The following is a 16,673-nucleotide window of genomic DNA, read 5'->3' on the forward strand; positions in this document are numbered from 1 at the left end:
GGTCACGACGCTTGCGACTGGGCTTGTTGTTGCAAATGGGCGAGCACTTGGTCTCGCGGCCCGTAAACCGCCAACTTGCCTTCATTCAAGATCATTAACTTATCCACGTTGGACAAAACGCTGTTTCGATGGGTAATCAGAATCACGGTAGCCCCCTTTTGTTTCAGCAAAACCAGCGCTTGAGCCAGCGCCTGCTCGCCTTGTTCGTCCAAATTCGAATTGGGTTCGTCGAGCACGACGACGACGGGCTCGCCGTAAAGAGCCCGCGCCAGCCCGATACGTTGACGCTGACCGCCCGACAAAGCGCCGCCGTTTGCGCCGATGACGGTGTCGTAGCCGTTGGGCAAATGCAATATCAGGTCATGCACGCCGGCCATTTTCGCCGCCTCGACGACTTTAACTGCATCGACTTCGCCAAACCGGGCGATATTTTCGCCGATCGTGCCTTCGAACAATTCTATATCCTGCGGCAAATAACCTAGGTAAGGCCCCAATTCATTGCGATTCCAGGCATGGACATCGGCCTGATCCAGGCGGATCTTCCCGCCGGAGGTGGGCCAGATGCCGAGCAAGGCGCGAGCCAACGTCGATTTACCGGCGCCGCTAGCGCCGAGAACGCCGACGATGTCGCCGGCATTGATCGCTAAGCTTATCCCTTTGATCACCGGCGCGTTAGCGCCGGGCGGCGTTACGACGGCGCCCTCCAACTGAAAACTTCCGCGCGGTGTAGGTAAGGTCATTCGCGTGGGTTCGGCGGGAATCCGCTGCAAGATTTCATTCAACCGCCGATATTGACCGCGCGCATTGACAAATCCCTTCCAGTTGGCGATCAACATGTCGATAGGCGCGATCGAGCGCCCCAACAATATCGAACCGGCGATCATCAATCCTGGGGTGATTTCTTTTTGTATCACCAGATAAGCTCCCAAGCCCAAAATGAGCGACTGCGACGCCAGCCTGATTACCTTGGAAAACGCCCCGACCAAGCCGGCGCGCGAACTCGCGAGTCCTTGCAAAATCAAGACGTGGTTAGCGGCCGCCAGCCAGCGCTGTTTGATATTCTCAGCCATGCCCATCGATTCGATTACTTCGGCATTGCGGAGGTTTTTATTCACCAAGGCCCGTCCGGCTATCGCCACCTTGTTGGCCTCGTCCAAAGTCGCGGCGGTGACTTTTTCGTTGACGACGGCAATCAAGACCATCAAAACTGCCGTCGCGACTGCAAACCAACCATATAGCGGGTGAAAAATGAACATCACGCCGAGATAGATCGGCATCCACGGCGCATCGAAAAATGCGAACAAGCCATTGCCGGTCAAAAATTGACGCAACGCGGTCAGATCGTCTAGCGGCTGCGATGTCGCCCTCTGTCCGCCGGAATACAGCGCTTGTTTGTAAGCGACCTGAAACAATCGTTCGTTTAACAGCAGCTCCAAACGGCTACTGACCCTTACCAGTATCTGGGAACGGACCCATTCCAAACCGCTCATCGTCGCGAACAAAATCAACATGATCAAGCTCAACATCAGCAAGGTCGACAGATTTCCGGTCGCCACCACTCGGTCATATACTTGCAGCATATACAACGGCGAGGTCAACATCAACATATTGATAATCAAGCTAAAACCGGCGGCGGATAAAAAAGCCCCTTTACAGAGTTTAAGAGCAATTTGAATGTCGGTGGGTTGGGAAATGCTCACGACGCGTTGAAAGAATACTGGCCAAAGTTAGCCCTCCAAGAGTAGCATGATTTTGGCTGTTACCTAGGGAATGTTGTTTTTTACCTACGCAACGGGACGTCTCCGCCACTTGACGATAAAAAGCCGCCGAATTTCGGCGAAAAAAAACCGGCGTCCCGAAAAGAGTACGCCGGCTTTGGGTGCCGTCAAGCGGGATTAGCCCTGCTTGCGCAAGTACTTCTCGACACCGGTCGTTCTGGTATAGCTAACTTCGTCGGATTGTAACGCCTGTCTGGCTACGTATTTTGACACGCCTGACACGCTAGGCACCTCTCTATCCGCCACTTCCTGCTTGGCCATGTATTTGGCGACCCCAGTCACTTCGCCGGCGGCCTTTTCTTCGACGGCGTGTTTCGCAAGATATTTGGAAACCGTACTGACCACCACCTCGGGCTTGACTTCCAGCCGCTGCTTGGCGACATACTTGGCAACACCGGTCAATGTCGGCAATTGTTTAGCTAAGACGGATTGCTTGGCTAAATAACGCGCCACGCCGGTAACCGGCGCGGCCTGGCTTTGCAGTTGCAATTGTCTGGCCAAATATTTAGCGACACCGGTTGGCTTCGGCGCCAGTTCGGCCGCCGCGGATTGACGGGCCAGATAGCGATCCACCGCCGAACCTTCGACAATGACTTCGGCGGCAAATGCGATTTCCTCGGCTTGTTCCTGCTTCATCAATGCCTCCGCTTTTTCAGCTTGCAATTTGGCTTCCGCTTCGGCGTAGCGAGCCACCAAAGCCAACGCCGCGGCTTTACGCGCAGCCAACTCCTGTTCGGCAACGAATTTGGCGACCCCGGTTAACGGCGCCTGCTCTTTCAATAACTTGTCTTGCCGAGCCAGATATTTTTCGACGCCGCTCAAAACAGGTACATCCTTGGAAACCAGCGCCTGCTTAGCCAAGTACTTGCTAACGGAGGTTGCCGCCGGCACATCCTTAGCCGCCAAGTCTTTTTTTAGCACGTATTTAGCGACGCCAGTCACCGCTGGAGATTCGGCCATATTTTGCCGAATAACATATTTGGCAACCCCGGTTACCGAATGGTCTTCCCTATCGTGCATGGTGACGTATTTGGATACGCCGGTAATCGGCGCGGCCTTGGACTGGATTGATTCCTTGATCAGATACTTAGCGACTCGGGTAACCGGATGTTCAGCTTGCAGACTCAAATACTTTTCGACACCGGTCGGTACCGGCTCGGGCTCGACAACCTCGACGGCTTCGACGACCTCCTCCTCAATCACTTCTGCTTCGGCCTCCGCTTCCGGCTCGACCGCCGCCGGCTCAAGAGCCGCCAGATAGCGAGCCACGCCGGTCAATGCCGGTTCGTCGTCGGCCGTTTGCGGCTCCAGCCGTTGTAGGTAACGCGCCACGCCGGTCAATTGCGTGCCTCCGTCTTCGCTATTACCCTCGGAGGTACCGCCACCGCCGGGCTTATCGAAGAAAAAGCTCGGCAACAAGCCGAATAAGCTATTCATCAAACTATTATTTGCCATTTGAGAATACTCCTGAATGTTATCGTTGTTATTTTAATCGACCGGTCAACCTGAACTGGCCGGTTGGATTAACCCGAACCGCGCCGCAAGCCTGGCCCGCCGAACTGAGTATTACGACCCGGTGCCGCTAAACACGACTTTGGGTTGAAAGCTGGAGGCCGGATATTTGGGATCGGCTTCCGATTGCGTCTGCGCCTGCTGATTGACGCACGGCACCGCTGCGGCGCTTGTCGGAGCCGAGCTCGCGGTCGGCGCGGCTTCGGCAAGCGCCGGATCGCGGTAAACCACCTTGGGCTGAAAATCGGCCGCCGGATAGTCCTGGGCCTGCGCGGCCGCGGCGGTCAACAGTAACGCAACGAAAAATCCTCGTTTCAATTCCACGCTTTTCATAGTGCTCACCTTCCTCTTCCGTATGAATCGCCCCTGCCCGGCGGACAGGGACGTTTGACAAGTTACCGGCTATTAAAGCACGGCGTCCACATTAGCGACGACATTATCCACGGTAAAGCCGAACTCTTTGAAGAGTTGGCCGGCCGGGGCCGATTCGCCGAAGCGGTCCAGGCCAACCACTCGGCCTTGGCTGCCCGCGTATTTCCACCAGCTATCGGTCACGCCGGCTTCGACTACCACTCGCGCGGTCACGCTCGGCGGCAGTACGCTGTCTTTGTACGCCTGATCTTGCGCTTCGAACACGTTGGTCGACGGCATGGACACCACGCGGATGTTTTTGCCTTTGGCGCTCAACGCTTCGGCCGCTTTCGCCGCCAGTTCGACTTCGGAGCCGGTGGCGATGATGATGGCGTCCGGATTGCCTTCGCCGCTCAGGATGTAGCCGCCTTTGGCGATCGCGTCGATCTGGGCTTGGCTGCGCGGCATGTGCGGCAGGTTTTGCCGGGAGAAGATCAGGGTGCTCGGGCCGTCGGTGCGTTCGATCGCGGCTTTCCAGCTGACCGCCGATTCCACCGCGTCGCACGGACGCCAGACTTGCATGTTGGGGATCATGCGCAACGTGGCGGTTTGTTCGATCGGTTGGTGGGTCGGGCCGTCTTCGCCCAGACCGATGGAGTCGTGGGTGTAGACGAAGATGGTCGGCGCTTTCATCAGCGCGGCCATCCGCAACGCGTTACGGGCGTATTCCGAGAACATCAGGAAGGTGGCGCCGTAGGGTTTGAAGCCGCCGTGCAGGGCGATGCCGTTCATGATGGCGCTCATGCCGAACTCGCGCACGCCGTAGTAGGCGTAGTTGCCGTCGTGGCCCGCAGCGTTGATGTCTTTGCAGCCTTTCCACAGGGTCAGGTTGGAACCGGCCAGGTCGGCGGAGCCGCCCAAGAGTTCGGGCAACAGTGGGCCGAAGCCGTTCAGGGTGTTTTGCGAGGCTTTGCGGCTGGCGATGGTTTCGGCTTTGGCGTTGACGTCGGCGATGAAGGCGTTGGCTTTTTCGCTCCAGTCGCCGGGCAGTTGGCCTTTGACGACGCGGCGTTCGAATTCGGCGGCCAGGGCCGGATGCGCGGCTTGGTAGGCGGCGAATTGGGCGTTCCAGGCGGCTTCGCGTTCGGCGCCCTTGGCTTTGGCGTCCCATCCGGCGTAGATGTCGGCGGGGATTTCGAATGGGGCGTGCGACCATCCGAGTTTTTCACGGGTGGCGGCGACTTCGGCTTCACCGAGGGCGGCTCCGTGGCATTCTTCCTTGCCTTGTTTGTTCGGCGAGCCGAAACCGATGATGGTTTGGCAGCAGATGATGGATGGTTTGTCGGTGACGGCTTTAGCGGCTTCGATGGCTTTTTTCACGGCTTCGGGGTCGTGGCCGTCGACTTTGGGGATGACGTGCCAGCCGTAGGCTTCGAAGCGTTTCGGGGTGTCGTCCAGGAACCAGCCGTGGACGTCGCCGTGACCGCGGACTTCGCCGTCGATGGAGATGTTGTTGTCGTCGTAGATGGCGATCAGTTTACCCAGGCCCATGGAGCCGGCCAGCGAGCAGGCTTCGTGGGAGATGCCTTCCATCAGGCAGCCGTCGCCCAGGAACACGTAGGTGTGGTGGTCGACGATGTCGTGGCCGGGACGGTTGAATTGACCGGCCAGCGCGCGTTCGGCGATGGCGAAACCGACGGCATTGGTGATGCCTTGGCCCAAAGGACCGGTGGTGGTTTCGACGCCGTCGGTGTAGCCGTATTCGGGGTGACCCGGGGTTTTGGAGTGCAGTTGACGGAACTGTTTCAACTGGTCGATCGGCAGGTTATAGCCGCTCAGGTGCAACAGCGAGTAAATCAGCATGGAGCCGTGACCGTTGGACAGCACGAAGCGGTCGCGATTCGGCCATTTGGGATTGGTGGGGTTGTGGCTCAGAAAATCGTTCCACAATACTTCAGCGATGTCGGCCATGCCCATTGGCGCACCAGGGTGGCCGGAGTTGGCTTTTTGGACGGCGTCCATGCTGAGTGCGCGTATGGCGTTCGCTAAGTCTCGGCGCGAAGGCATTGGTGTATCTCCTTTAAATATCGATAATGACAGCGGGTGCTCTTGGCACCGCTTTTCAAAAACTGGGGTTTAAAACGTAAGAAAGGACGAGTGGCGTTAGCCACCCGTCCTTGCTACTTACTGTTAACGCTTAGGTCTTGCCAAGACAGTCTTATGCAGACGCGGCGTCAACCAGTTCGCGGATTTCTTTTGCCGCGGTCGCAGGGCATGCGGCACCGTAGATTGCCGCGCCGACCACGATGATGTTAGCACCGGCTTTAACGGTTTGATCGATAGTGGCTGGTTTGATACCGCCGGCAACGGAAACGCGAACGTTCAGGCCCAGGTTGGCAACTTCAGCCAAGTCTGTGAAAGGCGTTTGGCCGGCCGCTTGTGCGTCCAAACCGGTGTGAACACCCATGATTTGCGCGCCCAATTTCGCGGATTCGCGAGCGCATTCGCCTTTGTTAGGTACGTTGATCAGGTCGACTTGAACTTCGGCGCTATATTTTTTAGCCGCTTTGATCACGCCACCAATGGTAGCCAGACCGGAAACGCCCAATACGGTGCAGATGTCCGCGCCGGCAGCGTAGAAAGCACCGGCTTCGTATTCGCCGGCATCCATGGTTTTCAGGTCAACCAGCAGCAGTTGGTTAGGGAAACGTTGTCTCAATTCCTTGACCAGATTGATACCGTTGTATTTGATGCAAGGGGTACCGATTTCGAAGATATCGACGTAAGGTGCGACTTTGTCGGCCAACGCAACGGTTTGGTCGAAATCCAGTGAGTCCAACGCCATTTGAATTAATGGTCTTGCCATACTTATGTGCTCCGATTGTTATAGTTACAGTTATTGTTTTTAAGGCGACCCTTACAACAAAGCTCCCGTTTCCCAGCAAGATTCGAGAGCCTAGCAAGCCTTTGTTGACGGGCAAAATAATCGAGTGCGGCAACTCTAAATCAGAACCGGCACCCTGTCAATTCGCGACGGGCCAAATAAACGCAAAAAACTCCGGGAATCGATTGGATTTGATCGCGACTCAGCCTTCCAGGCCGATCCAGGGCTTATACAGACCGGCGGCATCGACGCCGAACATATCCAATATGCGGCCGACCCCCTCGTCAACCATTGCCCGCAGCGAATCGGATTTATTGTAAAACGCCGGCATCGGCGGAAATATGATGCCGCCCATCTCGGTAACCGCCGCCATGTTGCGGATGTGCGCCAAATTTAACGGGGTTTCGCGGGGCACCAGCACTGTTTTACGGCGTTCCTTCAGTGCCACGTCGGCCGCCCGCGAAATCAGATTGTCGCCAAAACCGTGCGCCACCGCCGCCAGGGTTTTCATCGAACACGGCGCAATGACAACTCCCTCGGTCTTGAAGGAGCCGCTTGCAATACTGGAGGCAATATCGTTGATGCCGTGCGTCACGTCGGCGAGCGCATACAGCGCCGCCCTATCCATGTCCAATTCGTATTTCAGATTGACCAGCCCCGCCGAGGAAATCACCAGGTGCGTTTCCCATTCCGGCCGTTCTCGGAGTATCTCCAGCATCCTGATACCGTAGATAGCGCCGGTTGCGCCGGTCATTGCGATCACCAAGCGTTTTTTCGTATCCGCCATGTTTTAGCCCAACAGCCCAGCCATCCGATCGGCCGCCGCCACCAAGGCGCCGATCATTTCCTCGCCGCGAGCAACGTGTCCGGCGTTGGGCAGCACGATATATTCGGCATGAGGCAATGCGCGATGTAAGGCCCAACCCGCCTCCAACGGACAGGTTAAATCGTTCTGCCCGTGGATGATCGAACAGGGAATCTCGCTCAAGAGTCCGCAATTCGCCAATAGCTGATTTTCAGAGAGAAAATAGCGATTTCGGGCGTAATGCAGCTCCATCCTGACTTGCAACACCTCACGTTCACCGGCCGGCTCTGCACTCGCGATGAACTCATTACCCAAAGCGACCTGGCCGCCCCAGTCCTGCCAACCTTTCGCCGCGCGCCGGGCAAGGCTCCCGTCGCCACCGAATACCGAGCTCAACAGATTAGGCAGAACCTCCTGTTTCTCCTTGGCATCGACACTATCCAGCAAACCTTGCCAAGCTTGCGGATAAATCCGATTGGCGCCATTGCCGAGAAACCAATCCATATCGGCCGCACGCGCCAAAAACACGCCCCGCAGCACCATGCCCGAGACCTTTTCGGGGAAACGCTGCGCATAAAGCAAAGCCAAGGTAGCCCCCCACGAACCGCCAAACAGCAACCACCGTTCCACGCGCAAGCGAATTCTGATCCGCTCGATGTCGTCGACCAAATCCAGCGCTGTATTCGCCGCCAACTCGCCAAACGGCAGAGACTGGCCGCAGCCGCGTTGGTCGAGCAAGACGATGTGATAGCGCTCCGGATCGAAGTAGCGCCGATGTTCCGGCTTGGTACCGGAACACGGTCCACCGTGCAGAAAGATCACCGGGATACCAGCGGGATTGCCGGATTGTTCGACATACACCCGATGCATCGAATCCGTGTCGAGAAAGAAGCTGTGAAAGGGCGATATTTCAGGGTAAAGCGTTCTCATCATTTAATTCAACGCTGTTAAACGAACCGAGTTAAGCGCTTGGCACTCGGCATGTGAAGGAATCGGCGCGCGCTCGGTTTTTGATTTCGTTGGCCGGGAAGTCATTTTTCGGGCATCGGCAGGATAAAAAGGCACCGACAGCGGCGACGGATTTTTGAGACAACCGATTGACAAGTGCCGCCATCTCAATCAAATCGAATCTGTGTAGTATAACATCAGAGAAACTCGCATCAGGCCTGTAAAACCGACTACTCCCAATGGCCCGCTACCCTCGGAAATGACCGACTACGAAATGCCCCAAAACCTAGACGAAACAACAAATGATTGTTCTTCATCAATTTCCCAGAGCCTGGCATATCCCCAACCCCGGCCAGTTTTGCACGAAGCTGGAAACCTATCTGCGGATGGCCGAAATCGAGTACCGGATCGTGGAAACGCTACCGATATACGCGCCGCTAGGCAAATTGCCCTACATCGACCACGACGGCCGCAAAATCGCCGATAGCCGGATCATCATCGCCCATCTGCAACAGAATTTCGGCAACCGGCCGGACCAAACCCTTTCCGACCGGCAAAAAGCCCAAGCCCTTGCCTGGCAACGGCTGCTGGAAGAGCATTTGTATTGGGTCTGCATGTACAGCCGCTGGCAAACCGGGGCGGAGAATTGGCGCATCAACAAACAGGCAATTTTTCGAAGCCTGCCGCCGCTCCTTGCCGACGGGGTCGCCAGCCTTTACCGCCTGCGGATCAAAAGCCAGATTCGCGGCCACGGCATCGGTCGCTTACCGGCCGCACAAATATTCGAGTTGGGCCGGCAGGACGTGGCCGCGTTGGCCGCTGCCTTAGCGGACCAACCCTATTTGCTCGGCGAGCAACCCGCCAGCGTCGACGCGTCCGCCTACGGCATCTTGATCAACCTACTGGCCTGCCCTGTTGCCTCGCCGGTCAAGGACTATGCGCTGGCGCAACCGGCCTTGACCGATTACTGCCGGCGCATGCAGTCGCGCTACTTTCCGGAACTGGGCGAGCCGCGATTCGTTTAAGCCGTCAACTCGACGCAAGCGGCGCGGATCTCGCTGCGCAACCAACGGTTGGCCGGCTCCTGGTCTTGCAACGGATGCCAGACCATGACCGTGGCGTAATCCGGCAAATCCAACGGTAACGGCACCCATTGCAGAGGCTGGTTTTGCGCGATTTGCAAGGCGGTACGCTTAGGAAAGGCCATGACCATATCGGTTTGGGCCACAATCAACGGCGCCGACAGAAAATGCGAAACCGTCAATGCCACCCGCCGCTCCAGACCGCGCTCGGCCAGCCAACTATCAACTTGGCCGCTACCGGAGCCGGCGCCAGACAGCATGATGTGCGGCAAGCCGATGTATTGCTCCAGCGTCAATTCCCGATTCACGACCGGATGACCGACCCGCGCCACGCAAACCATGCAATCGTCGAACAAGGCCAGACAATGCAGATGCTTCGGCGGATTCAGCATCACCTCGAAACCCAACACCAGATCGATTTCGCCTTGTTCCAACGCATCGAGCGGAAACCGGCTACTGGTACGTTTGAAACGAATGTCCACGCCCGGCGCCTGACGGGCGATGCGCGGTGCCAGTTTAGGCAAGAGCAAGGCTTCCACGTAATCGGTGGCGGCAATCGCGAACGCGCGCCGGCTGCCAGCCGGATCGAACGGGGCCGGCGCCCTGATCAAACCTTCCACCTCTTTCAGCACCACGGAGACCGGATCGACCAGTGCCAAGGCCCGCGCGGTAGGCACCATGCCGGCCGGGGTTTTCACCAGCAACGGGTCTTCCAACTGTTGCCGTAAGCGCTGCAGTACATGGCTCATCGCCGACTGACTGATGAACATTTTCTCCGCTGCCCGCGACACGCTACGTTCTCGCATCAGCCAATCGAAAGCGACCAGTAAATTCAAATCGAAGCTGCGTAAATCGGCCATGGTCGGAATACCCAAAACCGCGGAATGTTAACGACGCGCCGGGAAGACCGGCATCGAAAATATTCATCCGCGTATGAATATTCGCCATTTTACGCTTGGCTCCAGCCGGCCTAAAGTAATCCCCGACGCCGCCATTCGGCTTGCATCCCCCCAAGGATTTCGCAAACCTGGACTAACGACGCGTCGCCCGAGTTCGGATCGCCGCCGGCGCCAGGCGACCGAATTCGGATTTTAGCGGCCCCCAAACCGGCCCGTCCCAATACTTCAAATTCAGGAGAATCACCATGCCTTTGTGGAAAGTCTACCATCCGACCGGCGCCTTCAGTGCCGAAGACAAACAAGAACTCGCCGAGCGCATCACCGGCATCTACGCCGGCGTGCCCATCCCCAAGTTTTACGTCGTAATCCTGTTCGAGGCCATCGATAAGGGCAATTGCTACGTCGGCGGCAAACCGCATAACCAATTCGTTCGCTTCAAGGTGGACCAGATCGCCAGAACCATTCCCGGGCCTATCCTACGCGAATGGTGGATCCGCACCCTGGACGCCGTAGTCGCCCCGTATGTGAAGGAGCGCGGTTACGACTGGGAAATTTCGATCGACGAAACGCCGTTCGATTTGTGGTCGCTGCAAGGCGAATTGCCGCCGCCGTTCGAATCGGTCGCCGAAAAGCGCTGGGTGGCCGAGAACAAGGCCAGTCCTTACACGCTACAGGAGAAACTGCCGGTCAACCTGATGCTGACGCCGGGCCTGACCGATCGCGCCTAAACCGAATGCGGCCGGCTCCGCGCGGGCCGGCCTTTCGCCATCTTGAATCGGGACTCCACCTTGAGTTACCAATCCATCAACCTCGCCAGCGGTGAACTCATCGCCAGCTATCCCGCAATATCAGACGCGGAACGGGAGAGCGCCGTCGCCGGTGCCGAGCGAGCATGCCGAAGCACCGCTGGCTTCGGAAAAAACCTCGAACCTGCTGCTGGAGTAAATCGATCGGGCCCGCCAAGCCGGAGCGGCGATCGGATTGGGCGGCGACCGCCTCGACCGGCCCGGCTATTTTATGGAACCCACGGTGATTACGGGGATAGACGAACGCAATCCGGTGTTTAACCGGGAATTGTTCGATCCGGCCGCAGCTTTCCACGTCGTCGACAGCACGGCAAGCGCGATTGCGTTAGCGAATGCTACACCCTTCGGCCTCGGCACTTAGGTATTCATGGCCGGTATCGAGCGTGGGCGCGCCGTTGCCGCGCAAATCGACTGCGGCATAGTGTTCGTCAACCAACCGGCGCGGACCGCGCCGGAACTGCCGTTCGGCAGACTCAACAACTCCGGTTTCGGCCGCGAGCTAAGCGAACGCGGATTTTACGAATTCGTCAACGAGAAACCGGTCAATTTGGCACAGGCGGGCGCCCGCCTTTGGGGCCCGGTGGCTGACTCAGCGGAATATCAAGATGCCACCACGAACAAGTTGCAAGCCAAAGCCATCCTAATGCGCCGATAACCAATTGAGCATAAAAAAAGGGAAGGCTTTGACACCTTCCCTTTTTGGGTAACGCGGGGTTTACAAATTAAAATTTGAAACCAACGTAACCGCCAGTACTGAAACCGTCGGTTGGCGTACCATCAACTTTGCTCGTTGAATAATGGTAACGAACATCGGTACCCAGAGTGATACCTCTGAAAATATCGTATTCCACACCACCGCCGAATTGCATGCCGGCGTTCAACACGGAAACCGCGTTGGAAGGAACACCCAGAATATTGATATCAAGACCGACGGGGATGATCCATGGACGCAATTTGCTGTCGTGCATGAATTTGATTTTTGGTGAAGCGTTGATCCGCAAGCGAGAATCGGTGGACTGATGCGGACTTACAGTCGCATTTACCGCAGTCACGGTACCCAGTGTATTCAAGCCTTTACCAAACTCAGAGTACTCAACACCAATCTCAACGCCGAATGAAGTGTCATCCATCAAGCCGAATAAATCGTTGTTGACATTAAAGTCAAACGCACCGCCAAAGTAAAAGCCATCTGAATTCATATTGTTAGACAGCAATGCGCCATCGTTCAGAACGCTGTCGTTGTCTCCACGGGCGTGATCCAGTTTTTGCCAACCACCACGGACTGCAACCAAATTATCTTTGGCATGCGAGGTTTCGGGAGCTGATTTAACAGACGCCATCCAATGATCTAACTCTTGGATTTTGGCGGTTTCGGTAGAGGATTTAGCGGAAGAAGCCGTTTTAACCCGGTTCAACTCGGCTTGCATGGCTTGCATTTGTTCAGCCATTTGTTGCATTTGAGCTTCCAACGCTTCGGTTTTTCTAGCGGCGGCATCGGCCACGCGCTCGGCGCTGGCGCCCGCTGCTTGGGCTTGCGCGCCAACCAGTGTCAAAGTCGCCGCAGCAACGCCTAGCGCTAATTTGGTTTTGGTAAAACTCATAGTCGTTCCCCCCAAGGGTTGTTATTGTTAAGACTGCATTGGCTGGAATGCAACACAGGATTTCTTCACGCGGGCAATAATAGCAGCAAAAAACCAGCCGTACAAGTTTTACGTCTTTTTTTTGCGAATTAAAATTTAATTAGAATTCATTGATTTACATCAAAATCATAATCTATATTCAATGTTTGTCTATTTTTCACAACAGCCGTTTGTTTTTTTACACTCCGCGAAAGCCAACCCACCTATTCCGCGACGGGCCGGCTTCGTGATAACTTAAAAAAGATTCGCCCTTGCCAATCTTCCGCACCCGCATGACGCAAAATCTGGACATACTCATCATCGGCGGCGGCATCAGCGGCCTGCTGGCCGCGCGCGAACTCCGCCTGGCCGGACGCGATGTCGCCATCATCGACAAATCCCTCGCGGGTCGGGAAGCGTCCTGGGCCGGCGGCGGCATTTTGCTGCCGATTTACCCTTGGCGACAAGCCGACGCCATTTCCAAACTGGCGACAGCCAGTATCGAAACCTATCCGCAGCTGTGCCGCGAGCTGCACCAAGCGACCGGCATCGATCCGGAATGGCGGGATTGCGGCATGCTGATCAGCCAAAACCCCGACCATGCAGCCGCCACGGCGTGGTGCGAGCGCTACGCCATTCGCCATCAAACACCGCCGACAGACTTCGCCGCAGGGCTGCATGCCGACTGGCAGGAACCGTTATGGCTACCGGACATTGCCCAAGCCCGCAATCCTCGGTTGCTGAAATCGCTGCAAGCTTGGCTACGCCAACAAGGCGTCGAGTTTATCGAGAATGCCGACATTACTTCGCTGACGATACGCGGCCGCCGAGCCGCAAAAGTGCAAACCGCCGACCGCACACTGGCTATGCGGGAGCTCGTGGTCAGCGCCGGCGCCTGGACGGCCAACTTACTAAATGCTTTGCTACCCGAGCAAGCGCTGGATTTGCGCATTCAGCCGGTACGCGGGCAAATGCTGCTGTTCGAGGCCGAACCGGAAACCCTACCCTGCATGGTGCTCGACGGCGATCACTACCTGATTCCGCGCGGTGACGGCCGCATCCTGGCCGGCAGCACCGTGGAGCAAGCCGGCTTTGAGAAAGCGACGACCGAATCGGCCGGCCGGGCGCTTTTCGAATTCGCGACACGATTGCTGCCGGCTTTGAAAGACTTCCCGGTCGCTCATCATTGGGCCGGCTTGCGTCCCGGCAGCCCCGACGGAGTCCCGTATATCGGCCCCCATCCCGATATCGACAATCTGTACGTCAACGCCGGACATTTTCGCAACGGCTTGGTGATGGGCCCCGCGGCCGCCCGCTTGTTGAGCGATCTCATGCTGAACCGACCAACCGCGCTGAATCCCAGCCCCTACTTACCCAAACGCCTGCCGCCACCATGAACCTGTATCCCTTGCTACGTCCCTTGCTGTTTTCGCTGCCGCCGGAAACCGCCCACCATGCCACCCTGCAACTGCTGCAAGTTGCCCATGCCAGCGGCGTCAGCACCCTGACCCGGCCGGCCGCGCCGGACAAACCGGTCGATGTGATGGGCTTGCATTTCAAGAATCCGCTGGGACTGGCCGCCGGCCTGGATAAAAACGGTGATTACATCGATGCGCTGGCCGAGCTAGGTTTTGGCTTTATCGAAATCGGCACCGTCACCCCACGCCCGCAACCCGGCAACCCCAAGCCACGCCTATTCCGTCTGCCTGAACATCAAGCCATCATCAATCGGATGGGCTTTAATAATCTGGGTATCGACCATTTACTGGCACAAGTCGGCAAATGCCAGTATCGCGGCATTTTGGGCATCAATATCGGCAAAAACGCCGACACTCCTTTAGAGAAAGCTACCGAAGACTATCTGATCGGCTTGCGGAAAAGCTACACCGCGGCAAGCTACATCACCATTAATATTTCCTCGCCCAACACCAAGAACTTACGCCAATTGCAACAAGGCGACGAGATCAAGCAATTGTTAAGCGCGTTGAAGGAAGAACAACTGAAACTTCAGGCGGCGCAGGGCAAATACACACCCATCGCGGTGAAAATCGCCCCGGATTTAAGTGATGAGGAAATCAGCCACATCGCGGCATTGCTGTTGGAATTTGCTATCGACGGTGTGATTGCCACCAACACCACCATCGCCCGCGATAAAATTCAAGGCCATATTCACGCCGACGAAGCAGGCGGCTTGAGTGGTGCGCCGGTCAAGGATAGTTCGACTCGCGTCGTAAACGGTTTGGCGGCGGAATTACAAGGCAAACTACCGATTATTGCAGCCGGCGGCATATTGAGCGGCGCGGACGCCCAGGAGAAATTAGCCGCCGGCGCCAGCTTGGTGCAGATTTATAGCGGCTTAATCTATCGAGGTCCCGAATTGATTGATGAGATATTAAACGCCATCTAATTTGGTCGGACGCCCGATCTGACCTTATCGAATTTAACGGTTGGTAAGGTCATCTTATCCTTGTTTATCTTCCGCGCCTTCCCAAGTACCGCCCCCGCATGCCCTAACCGACGTCGATTAGCGTGCCGAGGCATTTTCGATGGCGTTTACCGGCGAATCAAGCACCCAACCGCCGCCGAAAGCCCGGTATAGCGACACCATCGCTACGCTGACCGCTGTTTCGGCTTTGGCACGTTCATCGCTGAGTTCCAGCTTGCTGCGCTGCGCATCCAGAACGGCGAGATAGGTAGCTGCACCGCGCTGATACAGCGCATCGACCAGCCGGTAAGCTTTTTCCGCCGAGGCTTCCGCTTCGGTCAATCGGCCTGAGCTATCCGCGGCGGAACGATGGGCGACGAAAGCGTTTTCCACATCTTCCAACGCCAGCAAAAAGGTTTTCTCGTAATTGGCCGCGACTTGTTCCAGCCGGGCATCGGCGGCGGTGATATAGGCGCGGATGCGACCGGCGTTGAAGATCGGCGCGGAAAGGCCCGAGCCCAGCGCATAAACGCTATCGGCCAGACTCGGAAAACCGCCGACCGCCAGCGCGCCGAGACCGCCGCTGGCCGACAGCACCAGCTTCGGATAAAGATCGGCCCGCGCCGAACCCAGGCTGGCCGCCGCCGCGCTGACTTCGGTTTGCGCCAGGCGCAGATCCGGCCGCTGTGTCAACAAATCGGCCGGCAGCAGGTTCGGCATGGCCGGCGCTTGCTTGGGTAACGGGCCAACAGCGGCCAAGCGGTTTCCTAGGCTCTCCGGCTGCTCGCCCAATAACACGCCCAAACGATGGATCAGGTTTTGCTCGGCGTTAACCAAACCCGGCAGCATCGCCTCGGTACCCTGCAACAAGGTTTGCTGACGGGCAAGGTCTGCCTCGTTAGCCAGTCCGGCTTTAACAAATGCCTGCAATGTCCGCAAGCGTTCGCGTTGCAAGGCAATATTGTTTTGCAGAATGCCTATGCGTTGCTGCACACCGCGCAGTTCCAGATAATTGGTCGCCACCTGCGCCAACAGACCGACTTGCGCCGCATGCAAGCCTTCCTGGCTGCCTTCGGCTTGCGCGGCGGCGGCTTCCGCTTCGAGATGCCGGCCGCCGAACACGTCGATTTCCCAGCGCGCCGCCAAGCCGCCGCTGACCGCATCTGCGGTCGGCGTAATCAATTTGATACCTTGCCCGCTAGGCACGCCGACGATTCGGTCGATGCGTTTTTCCCGGCTGCCGGACAGTGAGAAATCCAGGCTGGGATACAACGCCGCTTCGGCAACGGTGACCATCGCGCTGGCTTCGCGGACGCGAGCGGTGGCGATTTTCAGATCGTGGTTGGCGGCCAAGGCTTGGTCTATCAACTCGTTCAGCAAGGGATCGTTGAAACCTTGCCACCAAGTCTTTAGGTCAACTGCTTCGGTGGATTGGACTATAGGCGCGTGTTGCCAGATTGCCGGGCTATTGAGCGCTACTTGATCGCCGACGCGAGTCGGCGTACAGGCAATTAGACTAGCCAGGGACAGAATGGTTAGTGGTGTTAAATATCGATTATTCATT

Annotated in this window: 14 protein-coding genes and 1 pseudogene; 5 read left to right on the forward strand and 10 right to left on the reverse strand. The window is 57.0% G+C overall.

Translation table 11 applies throughout. The features are described from left to right. Positions 1 to 2: 2 nt before the first annotated feature. The 7 genes from ACQE3D_RS21585 to pip form a co-directional block, all read right to left on the reverse strand. The gene (locus ACQE3D_RS21585) at positions 3 to 1,700 is read right to left on the reverse strand and encodes a type I secretion system permease/ATPase (RefSeq protein WP_313730504.1); all 1,698 of its coding nucleotides are present in this window, start codon (positions 1,698 to 1,700) and stop codon (positions 3 to 5) included. Between the two features lie 195 nt (positions 1,701 to 1,895). After that, entirely contained in the window at positions 1,896 to 3,233 is a 1,338-nt protein-coding gene (locus ACQE3D_RS21590) for a hypothetical protein (protein WP_313730503.1), read from the reverse strand. Positions 3,234 to 3,344: 111 nt separating this feature from the next. Next, entirely contained in the window at positions 3,345 to 3,623 is a 279-nt protein-coding gene (locus ACQE3D_RS21595) for a hypothetical protein (protein WP_064031736.1), read from the reverse strand. Between the two features lie 72 nt (positions 3,624 to 3,695). Further along, entirely contained in the window at positions 3,696 to 5,708 is a 2,013-nt protein-coding gene (gene tkt, locus ACQE3D_RS21600; RefSeq protein ID WP_313730502.1) for a transketolase, read from the reverse strand. 151 nt (positions 5,709 to 5,859) lie between these two features. Then, complete coding sequence (hxlA, locus tag ACQE3D_RS21605; RefSeq protein ID WP_064024493.1) at positions 5,860 to 6,507, reverse strand: 3-hexulose-6-phosphate synthase; 648 nt, start codon at positions 6,505 to 6,507, stop codon at positions 5,860 to 5,862. 220 nt (positions 6,508 to 6,727) lie between these two features. Continuing rightward, positions 6,728 to 7,312 (reverse strand): UbiX family flavin prenyltransferase, encoded by a 585-nt coding sequence (locus ACQE3D_RS21610; RefSeq protein ID WP_313730501.1) that lies wholly within the window; start codon positions 7,310 to 7,312, stop codon positions 6,728 to 6,730. A gap of 3 nt (positions 7,313 to 7,315) precedes the next feature. After that, complete coding sequence (gene pip, locus ACQE3D_RS21615) at positions 7,316 to 8,260, reverse strand: prolyl aminopeptidase (protein ID WP_409521132.1); 945 nt, start codon at positions 8,258 to 8,260, stop codon at positions 7,316 to 7,318. A 320-nt stretch (positions 8,261 to 8,580) separates the two neighbouring features. Here pip and ACQE3D_RS21620 point away from each other — a divergent pair, with 320 nt between their 5' ends. Next, complete coding sequence (locus tag ACQE3D_RS21620; RefSeq protein WP_313730499.1) at positions 8,581 to 9,303, forward strand: glutathione S-transferase family protein; 723 nt, start codon at positions 8,581 to 8,583, stop codon at positions 9,301 to 9,303. On the opposite strand, the gene ACQE3D_RS21625 is transcribed toward ACQE3D_RS21620, so the two are convergent. Further along, on the reverse strand, positions 9,300 to 10,220 hold the full coding sequence (locus ACQE3D_RS21625) for a LysR family transcriptional regulator (RefSeq protein ID WP_313730498.1): 921 nt from the start codon (positions 10,218 to 10,220) through the stop codon (positions 9,300 to 9,302). The two genes, ACQE3D_RS21620 and ACQE3D_RS21625, sit on opposite strands and share 4 nt — an antisense overlap. Positions 10,221 to 10,504: 284 nt before the next feature. On the opposite strand from ACQE3D_RS21625, the gene ACQE3D_RS21630 reads away from it, so the two are divergent. Then, entirely contained in the window at positions 10,505 to 10,987 is a 483-nt protein-coding gene (locus tag ACQE3D_RS21630) for a tautomerase family protein (protein WP_313730497.1), read from the forward strand. A gap of 217 nt (positions 10,988 to 11,204) precedes the next feature. Next, a pseudogene (locus ACQE3D_RS21635) lies at positions 11,205 to 11,720 on the forward strand (aldehyde dehydrogenase family protein). A gap of 67 nt (positions 11,721 to 11,787) precedes the next feature. On the opposite strand, the gene ACQE3D_RS21640 reads toward ACQE3D_RS21635, so the two are convergent. Continuing rightward, positions 11,788 to 12,666 (reverse strand): hypothetical protein, encoded by an 879-nt coding sequence (locus tag ACQE3D_RS21640; protein WP_064024507.1) that lies wholly within the window; start codon positions 12,664 to 12,666, stop codon positions 11,788 to 11,790. Positions 12,667 to 12,977: 311 nt separating this feature from the next. Between ACQE3D_RS21640 and thiO the strand changes: the two genes are divergently transcribed. Both thiO and ACQE3D_RS21650 read left to right on the forward strand, forming a co-directional pair. Beyond that, positions 12,978 to 14,081: a glycine oxidase ThiO gene (thiO, locus tag ACQE3D_RS21645; RefSeq protein ID WP_313730496.1), complete on the forward strand. Its 1,104-nt coding sequence runs from the start codon at positions 12,978 to 12,980 to the stop codon at positions 14,079 to 14,081. After that, entirely contained in the window at positions 14,078 to 15,091 is a 1,014-nt protein-coding gene (locus ACQE3D_RS21650; RefSeq protein WP_313730495.1) for a quinone-dependent dihydroorotate dehydrogenase, read from the forward strand. Before thiO ends, ACQE3D_RS21650 begins: the two co-directional genes overlap by 4 nt. A 117-nt stretch (positions 15,092 to 15,208) precedes the next feature. Here ACQE3D_RS21650 and ACQE3D_RS21655 read toward each other — a convergent pair whose 3' ends face one another. After that, positions 15,209 to 16,672: a TolC family protein gene (locus ACQE3D_RS21655; RefSeq protein WP_313730494.1), complete on the reverse strand. Its 1,464-nt coding sequence runs from the start codon at positions 16,670 to 16,672 to the stop codon at positions 15,209 to 15,211. Position 16,673 lies beyond the last annotated feature (1 nt).

The sequence above is a fragment of the Methylomonas sp. MS20 genome, assembly GCF_050275925.1.
GTDB lineage: Bacteria > Pseudomonadota > Gammaproteobacteria > Methylococcales > Methylomonadaceae > Methylomonas > Methylomonas koyamae_A.

What these genes read in the sequence shown, in the direction of transcription:
- pip (WP_409521132.1), bottom strand. Translation starts at nt 8,260, where the DNA reads ATGAGAACGCTTTACCCTGAAATATCGCCCTTTCACAGCTTCTTTCTC.
- ACQE3D_RS21640 (WP_064024507.1), bottom strand. Translation starts at nt 12,666, where the DNA reads ATGAGTTTTACCAAAACCAAATTAGCGCTAGGCGTTGCTGCGGCGACT.
- ACQE3D_RS21590 (WP_313730503.1), bottom strand. Translation starts at nt 3,233, where the DNA reads ATGGCAAATAATAGTTTGATGAATAGCTTATTCGGCTTGTTGCCGAGC.
- ACQE3D_RS21595 (WP_064031736.1), bottom strand. Translation starts at nt 3,623, where the DNA reads ATGAAAAGCGTGGAATTGAAACGAGGATTTTTCGTTGCGTTACTGTTG.
- tkt (WP_313730502.1), bottom strand. Translation starts at nt 5,708, where the DNA reads ATGCCTTCGCGCCGAGACTTAGCGAACGCCATACGCGCACTCAGCATG.
- ACQE3D_RS21655 (WP_313730494.1), bottom strand. Translation starts at nt 16,672, where the DNA reads ATGAATAATCGATATTTAACACCACTAACCATTCTGTCCCTGGCTAGT.
- ACQE3D_RS21620 (WP_313730499.1), top strand. Translation starts at nt 8,581, where the DNA reads ATGATTGTTCTTCATCAATTTCCCAGAGCCTGGCATATCCCCAACCCC.
- ACQE3D_RS21625 (WP_313730498.1), bottom strand. Translation starts at nt 10,220, where the DNA reads ATGGCCGATTTACGCAGCTTCGATTTGAATTTACTGGTCGCTTTCGAT.
- ACQE3D_RS21610 (WP_313730501.1), bottom strand. Translation starts at nt 7,312, where the DNA reads ATGGCGGATACGAAAAAACGCTTGGTGATCGCAATGACCGGCGCAACC.
- thiO (WP_313730496.1), top strand. Translation starts at nt 12,978, where the DNA reads ATGACGCAAAATCTGGACATACTCATCATCGGCGGCGGCATCAGCGGC.
- hxlA (WP_064024493.1), bottom strand. Translation starts at nt 6,507, where the DNA reads ATGGCAAGACCATTAATTCAAATGGCGTTGGACTCACTGGATTTCGAC.
- ACQE3D_RS21650 (WP_313730495.1), top strand. Translation starts at nt 14,078, where the DNA reads ATGAACCTGTATCCCTTGCTACGTCCCTTGCTGTTTTCGCTGCCGCCG.
- ACQE3D_RS21630 (WP_313730497.1), top strand. Translation starts at nt 10,505, where the DNA reads ATGCCTTTGTGGAAAGTCTACCATCCGACCGGCGCCTTCAGTGCCGAA.